Raw genomic sequence first — 19,362 nt, forward strand, 5'->3', positions numbered from 1 at the left:
GCCAACTACCGAAAAGTGATCTGAGGGGAATTCGCCTACACGGGCGGTGAACTGCAATCCGCTTGCCTGGGGCATGACTTCGGTCCCTGAAGAATGAGCATTTCCGTTTCAGCCGGCACCATCCAGGTGCAAGCTCCGGTCAACCCGGGCATTCAAGCCCGGGCGACGGCACACAGTTTAATACAAGCTGCGGGGTATGCGGTACCCCGAGAGCAGCTGCTGTGTGAACGGGTTGGTATTACTGGCCGCATGCAGGCGATATCGCATCTCGCCATCGTCCACAGTGAACTTCACATCCACTGCATTGCTGCTGACGCCGGCAATCTCCGCTTTATCCAGCAACCGGAACAGCGCCCAGGGGCCGCTTTCCGAGATACTTCGGGGCGAACGGTTCACCTGAATCGGCACCAGAGTGATGCGGCTTTCCACCGAATCCCGCAGGGTGTTGGGCCACACCAGCGGAATGCTCTGGCGCGGGCCGTGGGAGAACTCCACCAGCTGGCCGTCGATGTTCACTACCGCCCGGCGCTTGTTGTTGGTCAGGTTCAGGGGCTCCAGGGCAAACTCCACATCCAGCGTGCCACTGCGGGTGAAGAAGGCCTGGCGGATCTGCCTTGCGCGATCCAGAGACGCCACCACGTCGCGGCGCACCAGACTGGCCCGGCGGGCATCGCCCACGTGTTCCGGGTGGTCTTCCAGGAACAGTTTCAGGTTGTCGTTGTAGAAGGTTTCCAGGATGCCATCCGGGGCGAAGAAGCGCTCGAAATCCTGCAACGCAGCATCACGACCGGCACCGGCAGTGAACGGGTAGTGCCGGGCCAGGTTCTGCTGGAAGGGCTGGTAAACTTCCCGGTACCACTCACGCTCCAATTGGGCCACTGCACGGTCCAGCACCACCCGCCAGCTTTCCGTGGCCAGCCGGTTGAGTACGCGGTTCAGTGGCTCAGGCTGGTGGTTGGCCATGCGCTGCAGGGTGAAGATGGGGTCTGTCCCCTGCAGGCCCATGCGGGCACGGGCGGCGCTGAGCGCGGCTTTACCGGCATCCGGGGATTCCTGAATGTTGCGCAGGTATTCATGAAGTTCACCCACCACCTGCATGATTTCATCCAGGCCAGAGGGCTGATCACCCTGTTTGCGGGTCAGCCGGTTCAGGTCGGCGAACTGGCGCTCGATATCCTGCAACATACGGAAATGGGGCGACTGCTCCAGCAGTTTACGGGCTGCTTCAGCTTCACCGTCACCCACCGGAATCAGGCGGGTATTACTCTGGACCTGGCCAAGGAACCGGGCCAGGGGTTCGTGGCCGCTGGTCAGGCTTTCCAGAATGCGCACGCCGTGGTTCAAGTCTTCAAACCGGTGCACATCCAGCCGGCTGACGGCGGTGCGCCAGGCTTCGGCATAATTCTCGGCATACAGCGTTTGCAGACTGGCCAGCAGCTCCGCTTCGTCCGCCTTGCTGAAATCCACATCATTGCGCCGGCCCAATACCCAGGCATCCACCAACGCCAGTTCGGTTACCGAACCGGATTTGCGCAGGAACCACTTCTCCAGGCCTTCGCGGGTCAGCAAGGCAGGGATGGACAGCGGATCGTCTGCGGACGGTAATTCATCACCCAGCGGTTCGCCGTAGGCGTCCATGCGGGTGAACACGGTGGAGAAGGCCGGCCCGGAACTGCGCGCCAGCTCCATCGGTGCCTGGAATTCCCGGTTGGCTTCCACCTCCAGATCGCGGTAGACACGATCTGGCGTGCTGATCCGGCCCAGCTCATGCTGCGCCCACTGGACACTGCTGCGGAACGGTGCCAGTGCCATGGTGGCGGTCTGGTCGCCCTCCGCTGCCATGCCCGCCAGGTTGGTGTGGGCCATGGCGTATTGCAGGTGGCCATAGAGGCGGTTCTGCACCTCCCGCTGGCCGGGGAAACGGTTCTGCCAGTAGCTGCGCATGTAGGCGGCAACAAGGTCGCTTCGCCGGCCGCTGGCGTCGTACAGCATACGCAGCACCCGCAGGTGTTCCAGGCGTTCGGTGCTGTTGTCCGGTGCCCGGCCCATCTCTTCCATTACGCCAAACATCAACGCAGGCAGGTACTGGTAGGCCAACATGTCGAGGTAGGCGGCATCCACTTCCGGCCCCACTTTGTGGCCCTGATACAGGCCCATATCGGCCACCAGGCTCCACTCGTTGCGGTAGTCACCAAAGGCCATGGTGGCCTCGCGCAATTCATCCAGTGGTTGCAGCAGGTTACGGCCGGTGCTGTCGGGCTCGTAGCCCACCGGCTGCCAGTTGTTGATAAAGGCGTTTACCCGGTTTTCCACCTGGGCGGCGGCGTCTGCGTTCTTGATGAAATAGTGCTGCCAGCCGGCGGTCATGCCGGCACCGGCGCACACTGCCACAGCGGCGGCCACAGCCACTTTGCGACGGCGTTTGCTGACCACCTTGCGGTTATCGCCGGCCAGGCCGGCCTCTGGATAGATCACCTCCGGGAACAGCCCTTTGGTAAACAGGCTGACCGACTGACCACCTCGCTGGGCCGGCTGGATGGGGCTGGTCATCTGGTAATTGTGGGCAGCGGCAGAGACAAAGGCATCTTCCGGCACACCTTCCTGCAGCACCGAGGTGAAATAGGTACCGCGAACCAGCGCCGGGGTGGAGAAGGCATCGGCTGACAGCAGGTCGGTCAGGAACTGCTCCATGGTGGTTTTCAGGCCCGCCAGCTGACGAGTGAACGAGTAGGCCGCGGCCCGCTCTTCGTTGTCGCGGGTGTCCGCCAGGACATCCGGCAGGCGCTGGCTCAGCTCATCCACCATGTCGTTGTAGCGATCTGCGAACTGCTCCAGCCACTGATCGTGATCCTGCAGGCCATCCAGTCGGAAGGTGAAGCCCAGCGCCTTGTCTTTCTCGGCTTTTGACAGGGTACGCACGAACGGTGCGAAGCCGTACATCAGGTCCATTTTGGTAAAGGTGACATACACCGGCAGCCGGGAGCCCAGCTGTTCCATCAGTTCCCGCAGGCGGGTGCGCAGCAGGATGGCGTGGGCTTCCCGCTGCTGGTCACTGGCGGTGCTCAGGCGTGCCAGATCCACGGCCAGAATCACGCCGTTCAGCGGGCGCTGGGGACGGCTGCGCTCGAGCCAGTCGATAAAATGGTTCCACAGCCGGTTCTGGATTTCGCCGGTAGCGCCCTCGCCCTGGTTCTGGCTCAGCAGTTCGCCGTCCGGGTCGATCAGTACACCGTTATCGCCAATCCACCAGTCAAAACCGAAGGGATTGCGGTCGCCCCGGTTATTCCGGGTGACGTTGGTGAGGGTATAGGTTTGCCCTGCCCGCTGAATCAGGCTGGTCTTACCGGCATCTTCCAGGCCCATCACCAGGTACCAGGGCAGTCGGTACAGGCCTTTGCGGCCGGGCAGATTGCTTTTCAGGGCCTGCAACTGGCGGTCCAGCAGGCGCTGCTGCCGGCGCTCCATAGGCAGGATCGGATCTTCCTGTTCCTGTTGCTCCTCGGCCTTGGCTTTATTCACCTTGCCCAGCCGGCGGGCCAGGGCCATACCCCAGAACACCACCACCAGCAAAATCACACCCAGGGTCACCAGGGCCCGCATCTGCCAGGCCATCAACGGGTACTCTCCGCCGATTTCCAGACGGGGACCAAGCCACCAGGTGGCCACCAGCAAAGCGATGACCGCCAGCGCCAGGGTGACCGGTGCGGCGTTACGAAGATGAGGCAGTAGCCAACGACCAATGAGTAAGGCTTTTCTCCACATGGTTTCCATTCCTGCGTTTGATGCGTGCGGGCGTTACGCCAGTCGTTCCAGTTGTTTGATCAGGCCGGGTTCCCAGTCTTCCAGAACCAGGCCACGGACCTGCCCCTGCAGGTCCTGAATCTGTTGCGCGGCCATGGCTTTCAGGCCGGTTTCTTTCAGCAGCTTGGCACTGGCCAGGCGCCAGTACAGACGTTCCCGGGGCTCCCGGGCATCGGCCAGGCCTTGTTCAAGCAGCTCCAGTGCCGCCGGCAGTTTGCTCTGCCTTGCCAGTTCCACCGCGCTGTCCAGCGCCTGCTCCCAGGGGTTGGCGCCACCGCCGTTGCCTTTGACCGTCGCCGGTGCGGTGTGCATCCAGTCCGCGGCATCGTCACTGAGAAAGGCGGTGCCGTCATTGAAGGTCAGCTCTGCCAGTTCCGGCAGCCTTTCCACAAAGGCTTTCAGGGCTTCCCGGATGGCTTCGGCGCAATCGCTATGGCCCAACGCCATCGCCGCCCGGGCACTGAGCCAGTGGCCATCCAGCCAGAACGGGCTGACCGACAGGCTTTGTTCGATGCGCTGCCAGAGTTCGTTATCCGGGGTTTTATCCAGACTTTCCTTGTACTCTGCCACCCGGTCTGCACTCACAGCAGCCAGGTCTGTTCGCTTGCCATCCCGGGTGGGCGGCAGGCTGGTGATGCTTTGCCAGATGGCATGGCGGCGCATCTGGTAACCCAAGGGGTTGTCCGGCTCAGTGCCGGTGAGCAGCTCAGCCACTTTCAGCAGGCTCTGGCGGGTTGCCCGCTCATTACTCGGGTCCAGGGTCAGGTCGCCCAGTGAGGCGCTTGCGGGAGTCGTTGTCGCCGGCCTGTTCGGTGCCGCCGCTGCCGGCTGGCTCGGGGCGGCTTGCGACTCCCCGGCACTGGCCTGGCTGCCCGGCTGGTCTGGTTTGGGCAGTTTCTCTGCCGCCCGCTTCAGATCAAACAGGGCGTCACCCGGCAGGTCTTTGGCTTTGGCCTGGTCATCCAGCTTGTCGATCAGGTCCAGGCAGTACTGACGGCCATCACCCACGCTGGCATCAAAATTCAGGCTCTCCACACCTTTGAGGGCGCGTTGCAGCATCTGGGTAAACAGCATTTTTCGGGCACGCTGGCCCTTGGCGCCGGGATAGGGCCAGGCGTTCTCCCACCAGCCATCCAACACCCGATGCAACAGGTACAGTGACAAGGCAAAGCGTTCGCCGTCGCCACTGCGCTGCAAGCTCAACATCAGGAAACCCAGCACCTTGATGTCTTTGCTGCGGTCTGCCAACAGCTTGAGGGCCTCGCTCTCAACCTTGTTCCAGTCGATGTCGTTATGAGCCAGAGAACCCACTTTCATCACTTCGTCTTCCAGGAACTCCAGGATCGGGTCCTCGGCCAGGCTGTCGCCGGTGCCGCTTTCCCCCGGAATCGCACCGAGTACCTGTTCAACGTATGGGTGTTGTTCAATAACCTGCATCGTTGCTCCCTTACCAGCCACAGGCCTGACGCAGTGGCCGGATCGCTTCTGCATAACCGGAAAGATCAAACAGCAAACCATCCAGCTCCTGGGCTTCGGCGTGAATGCGGACGTCCGGCTGCCCGACGATTTGCTGCACAATGCGGATTGCCGGCAAGCCCCGGCCGGCACTGATCACCAGGCCTTCATCCCGTACCCGCCAGTAGGCTCGCTCGGGCCCCAATGCCACCTCCACCCGCTCCCGGTTGATGGGCTCCGGTAGCATGACGGTCAGCTCGGTGATGTTGTTGTGACACTGCAGCGCCAGCACCGGTCGTGGCGGTTGAACCCCTAATGCAGAGACAGTGACCAGGTGGCCAGCTGCCGCACCGGTATCCCGATAGGTCACCCCGGATGCATCCTCACCACTGGCCTGGGCAAAGGCCCGGCGCCAGCGTTCGGACTGGTTGACCTCCGGCACCCGCCGACCCTGCTCGTAACGGGCCAGTGGGGTAGCGAACACCTCATCAAAGCAGGCCAGCCGGTCGAGCCGGTTGGCTTCGGCCGTGCAGGCCTCGGCTTCCGCCAGGCGTGTATCGGCGAGCGTGACGGTGCCGGCCAGCAGCATGGCCAGGCCGAACAGCCCGGGTTGGATTCGGTCTTTCAGGGTCATACGTCAGTTACCTGATACTTCAGACATTTATGAGCCAGGGTACGTTTGGGCAGGCCCAGGCTTTCAGCGGCCTGGGCACGGTTGCCGCCGTACTGGCGCAGTCGTTCACGAATAATGGCGGCCTCGAAGGCCTGGGCGGCGGCTTTCAGGTCACGGATGTCATCCGCCACCGGAACCCCCACCATGGTTTTCGGTTCAACACGGGCATCCATGGCTGGGCCTGAATCGGCAAACAGATCATCCAGGCGTAACACTTCCGGCTGGATATCATCGCCGGCGGGAGTTTGCAGGCAGGCCAGCTCCACGATGTTGCGCAGTTCCCGCACGTTGCCGGGAAAGTTGTAACCGCCCAGGGTGTGCAGCGCGTGGCTGCTGATACCCAATGGCCCACTGCCTTCGCGTTCGGTGTACAGGCGAATGAAGTGCCGGCTCAGGGCTTCCAGATCTTCCGTGCGTTCGCGCAGCGGAATAACCCGCAATGGAAACTGGCTGAGGCGATAGAACAGGTCACGGCGGAAACGGCCGTCTTCGATGCCTTCCTGCAGGGGTTGGTGGGTAGCCGCCACCAGCCGGAAGTCGGAGTGCTGTTCATCCCGGGCGCCCAGGGGGCGGAACTGGCGGCTTTCCAGTACCCGCAGCAGCTTGGATTGCAGGGCCATGGGCATATCGCCGATTTCATCCAGGAACAGGGTGCCGCCATTGGCCTGTGCCAGCAGGCCTTCTTTGGCCTGGTCCGCGCCGGAGAAGGCGCCTTTGGTATGGCCGAACAGTTCGCTTTCCAGCAGGGTGTCCGGGATGGCAGCGCAGTTGACCACCACCATGGGGCCATTCGCCCGGTCGGACATGTCGTGGATGCCCCGGGCGACCACGTCTTTGCCGCAGCCGGTCTCGCCCTGGATCAGCACGGACAGCTGGCTGCCGGCGGCACGCACCACCTGGGCCCGGAGGTTGACCATGGCTTCGGAGTTGCCGACCAGGGTGTGGGCCAGTTGCTCACAGCGCTGGCGCAGGGTTTCGGCGTCGTGCAGGTGGTCCAGGGAGCGCTTGAGCATGCGCCGCTGCCAGACCTGGTCGCGGGTTTGCAGTTGGCTGATCCACTGATGCACCAACAGTTGTTTGATGCCGGCATACAGGGGCTGGCCGACGATGCCTTGCCAGTCGGGGTGGTCGCCGCAGAGAACGAGGATGCCGAGGGTGCGGCCGTCTTCACCGGCGAGGGGTTCAAGCCAGAGGCTTCTGGGGCGGTCGCTGGCGTCGAACAGGGTCTGGAAGCCGGGGTGGTCCAGGCGGTAGCTTGCGGCCCGGGTAAGCTCTCTGGGCTGGCCGGTTTGCAGTACATGGGCAAACGGGTGGCTGAAGTCGCCGCAGTCGAATTCGCTGGTGTCGCCCAGTTGGCCACAGTGGAGGGTTCGGCCGCTGAGGTCGAGTTCGAGGGCCCAGCATTTGGTGAGGCCGAAGGCTTTTTGGAGCTGGCTGGTGGCGGTGTTCAGCAACGCAGGCAGGGTGTCCTGTTTGATGAGTGCCACCGCCAGGTCTATGCCGGTGTGCAGTTCCTTCTGCATTCTTCCCATGCTTTCATTCCCAGAATAATGACTTAGGAGGTCGTCGCCCGCGCATCCTGCGGGGTGGCTTTCCAAAACACGCTGTGAATACATCCTTGTACGCTCCGCTCCGCCATCCATGGCTCCGCAGGGTTTTGGAAAGCCACCCCGCAGGCTACGCTCCGTTCGAGTTAGATGTCAGTCAACTATGCCTGTGAACTTGTTGTCGCTCACACCCAAGGTGACCTTGGTCACCGGCTCTCTTGCCGCCAGTTTTTCCAGCAGCGCCAGCGACACCGGTGGCAACAGCTCGCCTTCGATGATCGACTCCAGCATCCTTGCGCCGTTTTCACTTCTGGTGGCGCGGCTGCGGATGGCTTCTACCAGGCCGTCTTCCAGTTCCACGTCGGTGTGGTAACGGGCTTTGATCTGGTCGGCCAGGCGCTGGAGTTTGTCGCCGACGATGCGATTAAGGGTGTCTTCTCCCAGCGGCAGGTAGGGCACCACTTCCATTCGCGCCAGCAATGCGGGTTTGAAGAAGTTGGCCAGTTCCGGGTACAGGGCTTCTTCGATCTTTTCCGGTGCTTCGGCGTGGTTGACGATGGTCTGATAGCCGAGGTTGGAGGTGAGGAAGAAGACGACGTTCTTGCAGTCGATCAACCGCCCCTCGCCGTCCGCCAGTTCGCCTTTATCGAAGGCCTGGTAGAACAGGTTGAGGACTTCCGGGTGGGCTTTTTCGACTTCGTCGAGTAGGACCACGGAATAGGGTTTCTGGCGGATGGCTTCAGTGAGGATGCCGCCTTCGCCGAAGCCGACGTAGCCTGGGGGTGAACCGATCAGACGGGAGACGGTGTGCTTCTCCTGGTATTCGGACATGTTGATGGTGGTGAGGAACTGGCGGCCGCCGTAGAGCAGTTCGGCCAGTTGCACCACGGTTTCGGTTTTGCCAACGCCGCTGGGGCCTACCAGCAGGAAGGCGCCCATGGGGCGGCCGGGCCGGCGCAGGTCGGCACGGGCGGTGAGCAGGTGCTGGTGCAGGCAGTCGATGGCGGTGCCCTGGCCTTTGATGTGGGCCTGCAGATACGCCGGCAAGTGGGTGATTTTCTCCAGCTCGTCGGTGGTCATGCGGTTGACAGGAATGCCTGTCCAGTCGGCGATGACCTCGGCCACCTGGCGGGCATCAACGCGGGCATGCACCAGTGGTTCATCAGCTTGCAGCTCGGCCAGCTCCTGTTCGATGGCGGCGGCTTCGCTTTTCAGGTCCGGGCGTTCTTCGTGCTCGGTCTCGGCCAACTCAACAGCAGCGTCATCGGCGGTTTCGGCTTCGGCATCGCCCAGCAGCAATTGTTCGCGGATGTCGACCAGTCGGGCCACCAGGTCGCGCTGGTCGTTCCAGCTTTGTTCCAGGGCTTCGGATTCAGCGGTCAGGTCAGCAATCTGCTTCTCCAGCGCCTGTTCACGTTCGGCGTCGACGTTCTGGCCCAGGGTGTGTTCCCGACTAAGCAGATCCTGCTCCATGGCCAGTTGGTGCAACTCGCTGCGCACGTGGCTGAGACGGCGCGGCGGTGTGCTCAGGTTCAGACTGACCCGGGCGCAGGCGGTGTCCAGTACGTCGATGGCTTTGTCCGGCAGCTGGCGGCCGGCCAGGTAACGGGCGGACATTTCCGAGGCGGCTTTCAGGGCACTGTCGGCGACCAGTACCTGATGGGCTTTTTCGTAGACGGTGCGCAGGCCACGGAGGATGTGGACGGCTTCGCCCGGGGTCGGCTCGTCCAGGGCGACCGGCTGGAAGCGGCGGCTCAAGGCCGGGTCTTTTTCGAAGTATTTCTTGTATTCGCGCCAGGTGGTGGCGGCGATGGTGCGCAGCTCGCCCCGGGCCAATGCCGGTTTCAACAGGTTGGCGGCATCAGAGCCGCCTTCGCTGTTGCCGGCACCAATCAGGGTGTGGGCTTCGTCGATGAACAGGATGATTGGCGTAACAGAACCTTTAACGGCTTCGATCACGCCCTTCAGGCGCTTCTCGAATTCGCCTTTGACCGAGGCACCGGCCTGCAAGGCGCCCATGTCCAGGGTCCAGAGTTCAACAGTTTTCAGGCGGTCCGGTACGTCGCCATTAACAATGCGCAGGGCCAAACCTTCCACCAGGGCGCTTTTGCCCACGCCGGCATCACCCACCACAATAGGGTTGTTCTTGCGGCGGCGGCAGAGGATGTCGATCATCTGGTCGATTTCGGCATCCCGGCACACCACCGGGTCCAGCTTTTCTTCCCGGGCCAGCTTGGTAAAGTCGGTGGCGTAACGTTTGAGCGGGTCCATATCGGCTTCGACGGCGGGCCTGGTGGCGCCGTTCTGGCTCAGCTGCGGGCGCTCGACGGAACCTTCGGTGAGGCGGTCGAACTGTTTGCGCAGCTGTTCCCGGTTGATGTCCACCAGGGCCTGGGCCACCCGGGGCATCAGGTAGCGGTCAGCGTTCATCAGCAGGGCCAGGAACACGGCGCCGGAGCGCAGTTCGGTGTGGCCCAGCTCGGTGGAGGCCAGCAGCCAGGCGTCCTGCATCAGCTCTACCAACAGTGGCGAGAACGAAGGGTAAGGCTCGGCGGTCTGCGGCTCGCCGTTCAGGCTGTCGCCCACCAGTGGCTGCAGTTGCTGATGATTGATGCCGGTGTGTTCCAGAATCTGGCGCACGTCAGAGAACGGCGTTTCCAGCAGTTTGAACAGCAAATGGGCCGGGGTAATCTCGGCGCCCTGGCGGCTGATGCAAAGGGCGGCGGAGGCTTCCAGGGCCTGGCGTGAAATGTCGTTGAGGCGCCCGATCAGCGCCGGCAGTTCTACCCGAATCACAGTGATGTCCTTATTTCGGTAGTTGGTCCAGTACGCTGAGCACATCCCTGATGCGTTCGTTCAGCGCGACGTTGTACAAGTGGTAAATGCCCGCCATGGCAGCAATAAACAGGCCGCCGATACCCCATAGGGGCAGGCCGCTGCGCAGCCGGTTGCGGGCCGGAGCTACGTTCTCCGTGGCATCCGCCAGCGGCTGCGGGTCCCGGTCGGCGCGCAGTTCACGGAGTTGCTCATAGAGGCCGCGAACAATCCGATCGTACTCATCCCGGCCGTTCTCCATGACCTTGTAACGGCCTTCAAATCCCAGGCACAGGCACAGGTAAATGAAGCCCAGCATATCCCGGTAGCGGGTCGGCTCCTTCTCCATACGGGCGAGGATGGCAAACACTTTCTCCCCACCCCAGGTTTCGTTGTGGAAGCGGGACAGCAAAGAGTGCTGGGACCACACGCTGTGGGCGCCCCAGTCGGTACCCAGCACAGCTTCGTCGATAAACGCGCAGAGCACGTAGCGATAGGCCACCACCGTCGGGCGCTCATAGCCCTGCTCGATCAGCTCCCGGTCGATGGCCGCCACCTCGTCGACCACCTGCTGGTACAGGGTTTCCACGTCCCGGAAATCCGCCAGCCGGCGTACCCGGATCACCAGGCCCAGCAGTGGCGTGGCGGCGTCGATCAGGCGGTTTTCTTCCAGCCCTCGCAGCTGGAAGCCGGCGTTGTCGAATTCGGTTCGGGAGCCGCTGTTGCCGGCGTCCGCAAACAGAAGGTCACTGAATGCACTGTCACCCGAATCCCTGGTGTTGTCTGGTCTGTCCATTACCGGTGCATCTGCCATGGTTTAGCTCCTGATTGCCCAGAATTGCATTTCCAGCCCGGGGAAGCTGCCGGCCACGTGGAAGGCAAAGCCACTGGCGTTGTCGAGCATTTGCCAGGCCTGGCTCTGGTCGTCGAGCCGGAAGTAGACAAAGCCGGCGTGGTACGGCAGCTGGCGCGGCGCCACCGGCAGGGCCGACAACGGAATACCCGGCAACTGCAGGCTGATGAGGTCGCGAATCTTCTCCACCGACGCCACTTTGCACTGCTGGGTGAATTGCTTGCGCAGGTCGTCCAGCGGCATGTCGGCCTTCACCGCCAGGATGAATTCGGCATCCTTGATGATCTGTCCATCCTGCACCGGTGCCACGGTCAGGCCGTACTGGCGCTGCTGCAGCGTGATCGACAGGGCTCTCGGTTCCAGTACGGTACTCAGGGCCTGACGCAGCACTTGCATCAGCGGGCTGAAGCAGGCTTCCGGCAGGTCGTGGTCATAGGGCGTAAATTCCTTGGGCAGCCGGCTTTCGTCGGTAAAGGTCACCAGCTCGCCACACAGTTCCAGCAGGGCTTCGTAAAGGCGCTCCGGATGCAGCTGGCGCAGCCGGGCCAGGTGCATGAATTTCGGGTGCGCCCGGTTCAGCATCTGCAGCAGCATGAAGTCAGACACATCCGCCACACCGCCCTGCCCTGGCGCACCTACGCGCTCGGCGATGTTGCGGGCCCGCTCCTGCATCAGGCCAGCCATCTCACCAACGAACCGCTGCAAGCGCGGGGCTGAACGGACGCTGAGCATGGTGGGCAGGAAGTTGGGGTCCATCACCAGGCTGCCATCCGGGCGTTTTTCCAGAATCCGGCCGATGGCCACCGAAGCATAGGCACTGCGATCGTCCCGCTCCAGCATCAGGCGCGGCGCAACCCGGCCCACATCAATGCTGTGGGCGTCGCCATCAATGGAATGCAGATCCCGGATTTCCACGGTCTGGGCACGGAACCGCCCGGCTACCGGGGCATCCGGCCACTCCACTTCCGCCAGGGTGTCACTGCCCAGCGGCAGCGCCAGATACACCACTTGGTTGGCCACCGACGCATCGGTGATTTCCAGGGGCTCCGGCATCACATCGTCCTGGGGCAGATTGAACCGGGTACCGTCCGGAAACAGTCCGGAAGCCCGCACCAGGCCAACCCGGCCAAAGCTCAGGTACTCGGCGTTCAGCTCCAGATCACTGAAGCCATACAGGTAGTCCGAGACCGCCAGCGCCCGCTCGTTGATCTGGTGTTCCAGATATCGTTGCTGCTGCTGGAAGTGCTGGGGCTTGATAAACAGCCCGTCACTCCAGACGACTCGATTGGTAGCTGCCATCAGGTATCTTCCGAACGTCTGAGTTGTACTTCCCGCTCACGCAGGTTGACCAGCAGGTGGTAGGTGTCGCCGATCGGATCCACCCGGATGACCTTTTTCCACTGGGACAGGTTCGGGTAGGCATAGAAGGCGATAACGCCGATAAACCGGGTGTCCTTGCTGATCTCGAACGGTGCCACGTACTTGAATTGGCCCGGTATCAGGGTGTAGTCGCTGTGGTCCACGTAGTTACGGCCCAGGGACTTTTTCAGGTCGTTCAACAGTTGATCAAAATCGCCGGCCATCAGCAGGGAGCTGTCCCGCAGCTCGATGATCTGATAGGCAATCGGCGTGGGCGCCAGGGATTCGTTGGGGTTAACATCCGGCTCAGCGAGCATGGTCAGCGCCACCTTGCTGGGCAACTCTTCCGGATAGCCCACGGGAATATCGGGATCCCACAACACCTTGGCGGTTTTGGTCACCGCGTTGTACGGGGTGCTGCACCCCACCATTAGCATGACAATAGCCAGCAAGCTCCATTTGCAGTACTTCATGAAAGGCTCTCCCTCTGTAATTGGCGCAAGTGTTGGTCGTAGGCCTGGTCGAACACCTCCTGGAAGAGGCGTTCAAATCCCTGCTGACGACTGGATCTGAGTTCCTGGTAATAGTGTTGGTACATGTTCCAGGCCCAACGGCCTTCGTCTTCGTTGTCTTGCAGGCCACGGCGGTAACCGTGGAACCGGCGCAACAGGGCCTCCGGTGAGAAGGCATAAAGAATTGCTTCCAGGGCTTCCCGAATGGCTTCGCGAGTGGCCTGCTGGTGATGGTTCAGGCTCTCCAGGCTTTCCCGAACCGCAGCCGGGGCAGACAGGTGAACCGGGCTGCGCTCGGCGGCAAACAGGGTCTGCACGGTGCCGGTGTAGTCGTCACCCAAGCGCAACGGGTTGTCTTCAATCGGCTGCAGGCGGGTGCGCAGGGCACGGTGCCGTGAATCTTCACCCTGATGCAGGGCCAGCAGGCCTTCGACCGTGGCTTTCAGGGTCTGTCCGGCTTCCTCCAGGAACAGACGCATTTCATCGCTGTCGGCAAAATCGAGGTCGGCTTCCATACCACGCATCAGGGGGGCACCGCTGATGTGTTGCCGGCTGGTGTCTTTGGCTGCCCGGCTGTGTTCCCTGAACTCTGACATTCCCTGTCGCTCCTGTGTGTCGTGCCCGTGCTTGCGGGCGTTACGGTTCATCGGCAGGCCCATGGCCACATCCCGGTTTTCCCGGTATTCATCGCTGACCTCGGCCGAGCGGGCAAACCAGGACTGATCACTGGCCAACAGTTCGGGGGCTTCTTCCGCAGGCGGACGCACCGTTTTCTGCCAGGGCGCCAGCGGGTCGTCACTGACCGGCTCACCGGCCGGCGTGTGCAGTCCCTCGAGGGGTTCCCGCCCATCCGGCATCCTCTGACCGATGTCTGCCCGCAACAGTGACTCTTCTTCCACATCCACCAGCTGCCGGTCCTGCCCGGAGCCTTCTTCCAGCTCTGCTCGGTCAACCGCGTCACCGTTCAGCTCTGCCCGCATCCGGTAACGGCCGATGGTGAGGGTGTCACCATGATTCAGCCGCGCCCTGCGGCCCCGGCCCACAGGCTGGCTGCTGCTGTTGATGTAGGTGCGGCCACTGCGGTCAATCAGGCAGAAGCCACCATCCAGGAAGCGAACCTCGGCATGGCCGGCTACGGCGCCGGTGCGATGGGGCGACAACCGCCAGGTGTCGTTGGCCGCCGTGCCAATCGACCCGCCACCGGTACCAAAACTGTGTTCAATGCTGGCACCACCACCGGTTTCGGTCGGGTTGATGATCACCAGGGTTAATGCTGCTGTCCGGTTTGACACCTGTCTGGCTCCTTGCCTTATCGTCGTATCTGGATGCGCACCGCCGGGCGTTCACGGGCCCGGTCCGGTGTCACAAAGGAATTCCAGCCCAGGCGCACATCCTCACCCAGCTGCATGGGCCGGATATCCTTGGGCCGCATTTGCAGCTCCAGGTCGTAGGCCAGTTGCTCCCGGGTGGTGAATTCCACCAGCTTCACCAGTCGCTCATGGTCCCGGCCGTTGGGCAGGAAATCCGCAAAGCGCTGCCGGCTCAGGTTGCGCAGGCGCAGGATGAACTTGCCGCTGCGGTCCCGGATGCTGGAGCCAACCAGGGTGTCCTGGCCCAGGCTGGCATTGGCCTGGCCCAACCGCGTTTGCTGGTCTTGCCCGATGGCCACCTTGCGCAACACCCACTGCTCGATGCTGACGTCTTCCAGGTCGAAACAGTGTGCGACAATGCCACTGACCACTTCCGGCGACCGGCTGCGGCCCGCCATCTGGCCGGCGTAGGCCAACATCTTGGACCAGTTGACCGGCGTGGCTTCCCGCAGGCGGCTGTCACCCAGGCCGACCAGGGAAAACACCAGCTCGGAAAAACCGTCGCTGGCGCCGGGCTGAAACCGCACGTAGTACCGGTACTTGCGCCAGGCCCGGTGGAACAGGGTGACCAGCCGGTGATTGAAAAAATCCAGAAAGTGCCGGCGCACCCCCAGGTTCTGCCCCGCTTCCCAGGCCAGATCCTCCAGGTAGTAACCAGGCAGCGGCGACTGGGAGCCGTGCAGGCCCAGAAAGCTCACTTCCATCTGGTAAGGCGCGTGCTCATGTTCCGGCGACAGGGCAGAGACCACATCGCTGCCCGGAAAGCCCAGGCCGGCCGAGGCCGAAAACCGGATACGCTCCTGCCGGGGCTCGCCACTGCCGGAGCTCTCCAGATCATCACCATGGTGCCGGTGAATCAGATCCACCAGCTGGAAAAAACTGTAACGCCGCGCGTTGCCGAGGACAGGTTCCAGCCCGGCTACATCAGCGGCTGCTGACCTTGCTGTAACGTCCATGTATACCGTTCCTGATTGTCTGTATTCACCACTTCCAGCTGGTGAAAGGCATTGATACTCGCGTATAGCGCAAAAAACTGACTCAGTACCGTGCCGAACAGGTACAGATCCCCTTCACTGCCGAAATTCTGCTGATCCAGCTTCAGCACCGAACGAATGCCACGCACCGGCAAGCCGCGAACCATGCGGTCCACCGGCTGAGTGGTGATCTCACTGATGCCCGCCAACCGTTTCTGGGACACCCGCTCGGCCTGCCGGTCAACCAGCGCACGGAAGTCGTATACCCGCAGCACGGTGCGCAAGGCATCCACATCCAGCATCGACAGATAGTTCAGGGACAGATTGGAAATCAGCGTCCACAACAGGCTGCCGTCCAGCGTTGGCCGCAGCGTGGCCGTGGGCCGGGTAATGTTGCTGAACGAGGCAAACGCCGGCGTGGTCTCGGTGGCCATGCAGATCTCGCCCACCGCCAGCTGCTGGGGCAGTTGCCGGTTGGTGCAGGTCAGTGTCAGGGACACAGCTTCCTGGCGGTTCATGCATTCGGATTCGTCGCCCCGGACAAACGAGATGTAGTGATCAAAGCCATCACCGCGAACGCTTTCACGGGTCCGCACCCGGTAATACAGCGCCGTGCGGCCACGGTCCCGCTCCACCTCGTGCTGGAAACTCTCGAACGCGGTGTACAGCCGCGGCTCCCCCCGCCCGGAACGCCCCTCCAGCCAGCCTTCCACCTGTTCGATACTGAACACTTCAAAGTGCTCCGGACAGCGGCTGGAGGGCGAAATACGGTACTCGGTCTGCCGGCCGTTCAAATCCACCGGCTCCCCTTCGTGGCTGAACAGATTCACCGCCGGCGTGCAGTAGAGCTGCATGGAGTCCCGGGTAACCCGGACATCCGGCGGCAGAATCCGGCTGAAATGGAAACGCAGGCTGATCTCATCCGCCTGCACCGCCGGCAATCGTGACTTGAGGCCGGCGATATCGATAAACCGGAAGGCCTCGGGAAAGCTCAGGTATTCCTGGATGATGCGGTACCCGGCGTAGGCATTCTTCGGATACGGCAAAATCGCTTCATCGGCGGCAAAACCCACCGGCTGCAACAGCGACGACGGCAGGTTGTAAACATTGTCGCCGACTACCAGTTCCATGCGGGTGAGGTAGTGGTTCAGCCACAGGTACAGGGTTTCGGCGGTGTGGTTATCACCCCCCAGATAAAACCGCAGGCTTTCCAGGCCCAGGGCATTCAACGGCTGGTCTGTGTGCAGTCCGAGGTCGACGGTGACCGAAGACACTTCCCGGGAATGCTCGGCATGGGCATCGGCCACGCTGACCGGGAAGATATCGACCGCCCGGCAGGTACGGAACCGGCACTGGGTTTGGCGGCTGGCCTCACCCAAGGGGCGGCTTTTGATTTCAGTATGGCGCTCAACGGTTTGCCGCTCGCTGATGGCATGCAGTTGCGGGTCGAATCGCATGATGGTGCAGCTGGGTACTGGCCGCAGGTAGTTGGGCCAGAGCATGTTCAGCAGGGAATGAGTCAGCTCCGGAAACTCGTCCTCAACCTTTTCCCGCAACTTGCCGGTCAGAAAGGCAAAACCTTCCAGCAACCGCTCCACATCCGGGTCGGTGCTTTGTTCGGACAAAAAACGGGTAAGCTGCGGATGTGCCTCGGCAAATTCCCTGCCTTGCAACCGCAGAAAGCTCAACTCATCCCTGTAGAACCTGTTCAACTTCATAGATACTGCACCTTATCTGGCTCCGAGCAAGGGTGTGGTTGGTCTTTCCAAAAGACGCTCAAGCCCGTCCGTGGGACGCTTGGGCTCCGCCATCCATGGCTCCGCACACTTTTGGAAAGACCAACCACACCCTCGCTCTCATCCTTGCCTTCAAAACCTTTCGGATTTCTTGCACCCATGTCTGCAGGAGGGGGCGGGGATGCTTTTCTGCCGGGAAAAAAGATGTCTGAGCGAAGCGAGTTGTTTTTTCCCAGAAGAAAAGCATCCCCGTCCCCTCCAAACTCCAATGTCCGCCCAACACCAGGCAGCCCCTAAACTCAGATAACCCGGTAATAGCGCTTATCATCGAGAACCAGATCGATAGTCGTCCGGTCATCAGCACCGGCTACCTGTAGGTAAACGGTCACCTGAAACTTCAACTGCAGCGGGTCCGGGCCCGGCGGCAACGCCACCACATCCACCCGCTTGACCCGCGGCTCAAACTTCTCGATGCACTGACGAATCGCCCCGCGAATCTGGATGCTCAAATCCTGAGTACCCAAAGTGGCATCGTTGAAATCCAGCAATCCGAGGTCCGGTACGCTGGCACTGTTGCCCGGATGGGCATTCAGCAGGCGTACCAGGTGGCGCTTGATGGATTCCACCACATGGGTCACTTCACCCATGCTCTGCCCCGCCGGGGCGGCGGCCTGTTCGAGTCGTTCAAACAGGCTGCCGGTATTGCGAACGCCGTCAGTGCCAGTGGCGCCGAACATGGATTAATCCTTGTCCAGACGGCCGACCAGCGAGAGTTCGAAGTTGGCACCCATGTACTTGAAGTGCGGGCGCACGGCCAGGGAGACCTGGTACCAGCCCGGATCGCCTTCCACTTCCGACACTTCTACCTTGGCGGCACGCAACGGGCGGCGGCTGCGGACTTCGGCGGGCGGGTTTTCCTGGTCGGCTACGTACTGGCGAATCCAGGTGTTCAGTTCCCGCTCCAGATCCTGGCGTTCTTTCCAGGAGCCGATCTGCTCACGCTGCAGCACTTTGATGTAGTGGGCCAGGCGGTTCACGATCATCATGTAGGGCAGCTGGGTACCCAACTTGTAGTTGGTTTCCGCTTCCTTGCCTTCCTTGGTGTTCGGGAACTGCTTGGGTTTTTGCACCGAGTTGGCGGAGAAGAACGCAGCGTTGTCACTGCCTTTGCGCATGGTCAGGGCGATGAAGCCCTCTTCCGCCAGCTCGTATTCCCGGCGGTCGGTGATCAGCACTTCGGTGGGAATCTTGGCTTCCAGCTGGCCGAAGGACTCAAAGGTGTGCACCGGCAGGTCTTCCACCGCGCCACCGCTTTGCGGGCCGATGATGTTCGGGCACCAGCGGTACTTGGCGAAGCTCTCGGTCAGGCGGGTAGCCAAAAGATAGGCGGTGTTGCCCCACAGGTAGTGCTCGTGGTCGCCGGAGACTTCTTCCTTGTAGTTGAAGCTGCGCACCGGGTTCTCGGTGGGGTCGTAGGGTACCCGCAGCAGGAAGCGCGGTGCGGTCAGGCCCAGGTAACGAGCGTCTTCGGATTCCCGAAGGGAGCGCCACTTGGCGTATTTCGGGCCTTCGAAGACGGCGCTCAACTCCTTGATCGCCGGCAGTTCCTGATAGCTGTCGACACCAAAGAACGACGGCGCAACAGAGGACAGGAATGGCGCGTGGGACATGGCACCCACGGACGACACGTACTGCAGCAGTTTCATGTCGGGCGTTGATGGGCTGAAGGCGTAGTTGCCGACAATGGCGCCCACCGGCTCACCACCGAACTGGCCGTATTCTGCGGCATAGATGTGCTTGTAGAAGCCGGTCTGGGTAACGTCCGGTGCAAACTCGAAGTCTTCCAGCAACTCCTGCTTCGTGGCGTGCAGGATATCGACTTTGATGTTCTCGCGGAATTCAGTGCGGTCGACCATCAGCTTCAGGCCGCGCCAGGACGATTCCAGTTCCTGCAGCTTGGGTGCGTGCAGGATTTCATCCATCTGGGCGCTGATCTTGCGGTCCAGCTCGACCACCATCTGGTCCACCAGGGCCTTATTGACCGGCTGGCCTTTTTCGTCGCTTTTCAGCAAGTTGGCGATAAACGTAGCTACCCCTTTACGGGCAACATCGTAACCTTCGTCGGCCGGCGCCATACGGCTATTGGCCATGACCTGGTCCAGCAAGGACCCTTCTGCTACGGATTCGGAGGCAGCAGATTGCTGCACAGCAGTATCAGACATACCACATCCCTTCAGTACGTGATTGATAATCGGTGTTGGTTACCGG

General features: G+C 61.8%; 13 protein-coding genes and 1 pseudogene. All 14 read right to left on the reverse strand.

Features of this window, described 5'->3' with window-relative positions:
- A pseudogene (locus ABIE59_RS20005) lies at nucleotides 1–75 on the reverse strand (contractile injection system protein, VgrG/Pvc8 family); the annotation flags it as partial.
- Nucleotides 76–177: 102 nt separating this feature from the next.
- On the reverse strand, nucleotides 178–3,771 hold the full coding sequence (tssM, locus tag ABIE59_RS13515; RefSeq protein ID WP_354447669.1) for a type VI secretion system membrane subunit TssM: 3,594 nt from the start codon (nucleotides 3,769–3,771) through the stop codon (nucleotides 178–180).
- Between the two features lie 24 nt (nucleotides 3,772–3,795).
- Nucleotides 3,796–5,238, reverse strand: a complete 1,443-nt coding sequence (gene tssA / locus ABIE59_RS13520; protein ID WP_354447671.1) for a type VI secretion system protein TssA — start codon at nucleotides 5,236–5,238, stop codon at nucleotides 3,796–3,798.
- A 10-nt stretch (nucleotides 5,239–5,248) separates the two neighbouring features.
- The gene (vasI, locus tag ABIE59_RS13525; RefSeq protein ID WP_354447673.1) at nucleotides 5,249–5,890 is read right to left on the reverse strand and encodes a type VI secretion system-associated protein VasI; all 642 of its coding nucleotides are present in this window, start codon (nucleotides 5,888–5,890) and stop codon (nucleotides 5,249–5,251) included.
- On the reverse strand, nucleotides 5,887–7,452 hold the full coding sequence (locus ABIE59_RS13530; protein WP_354447816.1) for a sigma-54 interaction domain-containing protein: 1,566 nt from the start codon (nucleotides 7,450–7,452) through the stop codon (nucleotides 5,887–5,889). The genes vasI and ABIE59_RS13530 overlap by 4 nt, the downstream gene beginning before the upstream one ends.
- A 177-nt stretch (nucleotides 7,453–7,629) precedes the next feature.
- Nucleotides 7,630–10,272 (reverse strand): type VI secretion system ATPase TssH, encoded by a 2,643-nt coding sequence (gene tssH / locus ABIE59_RS13535; protein ID WP_354447675.1) that lies wholly within the window; start codon nucleotides 10,270–10,272, stop codon nucleotides 7,630–7,632.
- 10 nt (nucleotides 10,273–10,282) lie between these two features.
- A complete protein-coding gene (icmH, locus tag ABIE59_RS13540; protein ID WP_354447677.1) occupies nucleotides 10,283–11,104 on the reverse strand; it encodes a type IVB secretion system protein IcmH/DotU in 822 nt (273 codons plus the stop codon).
- A gap of 3 nt (nucleotides 11,105–11,107) precedes the next feature.
- Nucleotides 11,108–12,442 carry a type VI secretion system baseplate subunit TssK gene (gene tssK, locus ABIE59_RS13545; protein WP_061331933.1) on the reverse strand — a complete coding sequence of 445 codons (1,335 nt, stop codon included), beginning with the start codon at nucleotides 12,440–12,442 and terminating at the stop codon, nucleotides 11,108–11,110.
- The gene (gene tssJ / locus ABIE59_RS13550; RefSeq protein WP_354447680.1) at nucleotides 12,442–12,975 is read right to left on the reverse strand and encodes a type VI secretion system lipoprotein TssJ; all 534 of its coding nucleotides are present in this window, start codon (nucleotides 12,973–12,975) and stop codon (nucleotides 12,442–12,444) included. The genes tssK and tssJ overlap by 1 nt, the downstream gene beginning before the upstream one ends.
- Nucleotides 12,972–14,306, reverse strand: a complete 1,335-nt coding sequence (gene tagH / locus ABIE59_RS13555; protein WP_354447682.1) for a type VI secretion system-associated FHA domain protein TagH — start codon at nucleotides 14,304–14,306, stop codon at nucleotides 12,972–12,974. The genes tssJ and tagH overlap by 4 nt, the downstream gene beginning before the upstream one ends.
- Before the next feature lie 17 nt (nucleotides 14,307–14,323).
- Nucleotides 14,324–15,340 (reverse strand): type VI secretion system baseplate subunit TssG, encoded by a 1,017-nt coding sequence (gene tssG, locus ABIE59_RS13560; RefSeq protein ID WP_072676012.1) that lies wholly within the window; start codon nucleotides 15,338–15,340, stop codon nucleotides 14,324–14,326.
- Nucleotides 15,304–17,076, reverse strand: coding sequence for a type VI secretion system baseplate subunit TssF (gene tssF, locus ABIE59_RS13565; RefSeq protein WP_354447684.1), 1,773 nt, complete (start codon nucleotides 17,074–17,076; stop codon nucleotides 15,304–15,306). Before tssF ends, tssG begins: the two co-directional genes overlap by 37 nt.
- Before the next feature lie 317 nt (nucleotides 17,077–17,393).
- Nucleotides 17,394–17,831 carry a type VI secretion system baseplate subunit TssE gene (gene tssE / locus ABIE59_RS13570; RefSeq protein ID WP_072676009.1) on the reverse strand — a complete coding sequence of 146 codons (438 nt, stop codon included), beginning with the start codon at nucleotides 17,829–17,831 and terminating at the stop codon, nucleotides 17,394–17,396.
- Between the two features lie 3 nt (nucleotides 17,832–17,834).
- Entirely contained in the window at nucleotides 17,835–19,316 is a 1,482-nt protein-coding gene (gene tssC / locus ABIE59_RS13575) for a type VI secretion system contractile sheath large subunit (protein WP_058090747.1), read from the reverse strand.
- Between the last annotated feature and the right edge of the window lie 46 nt (nucleotides 19,317–19,362).

Source organism: Marinobacter sp. MBR-99, from assembly GCF_040547575.1.
Lineage (GTDB): Bacteria > Pseudomonadota > Gammaproteobacteria > Pseudomonadales > Oleiphilaceae > Marinobacter.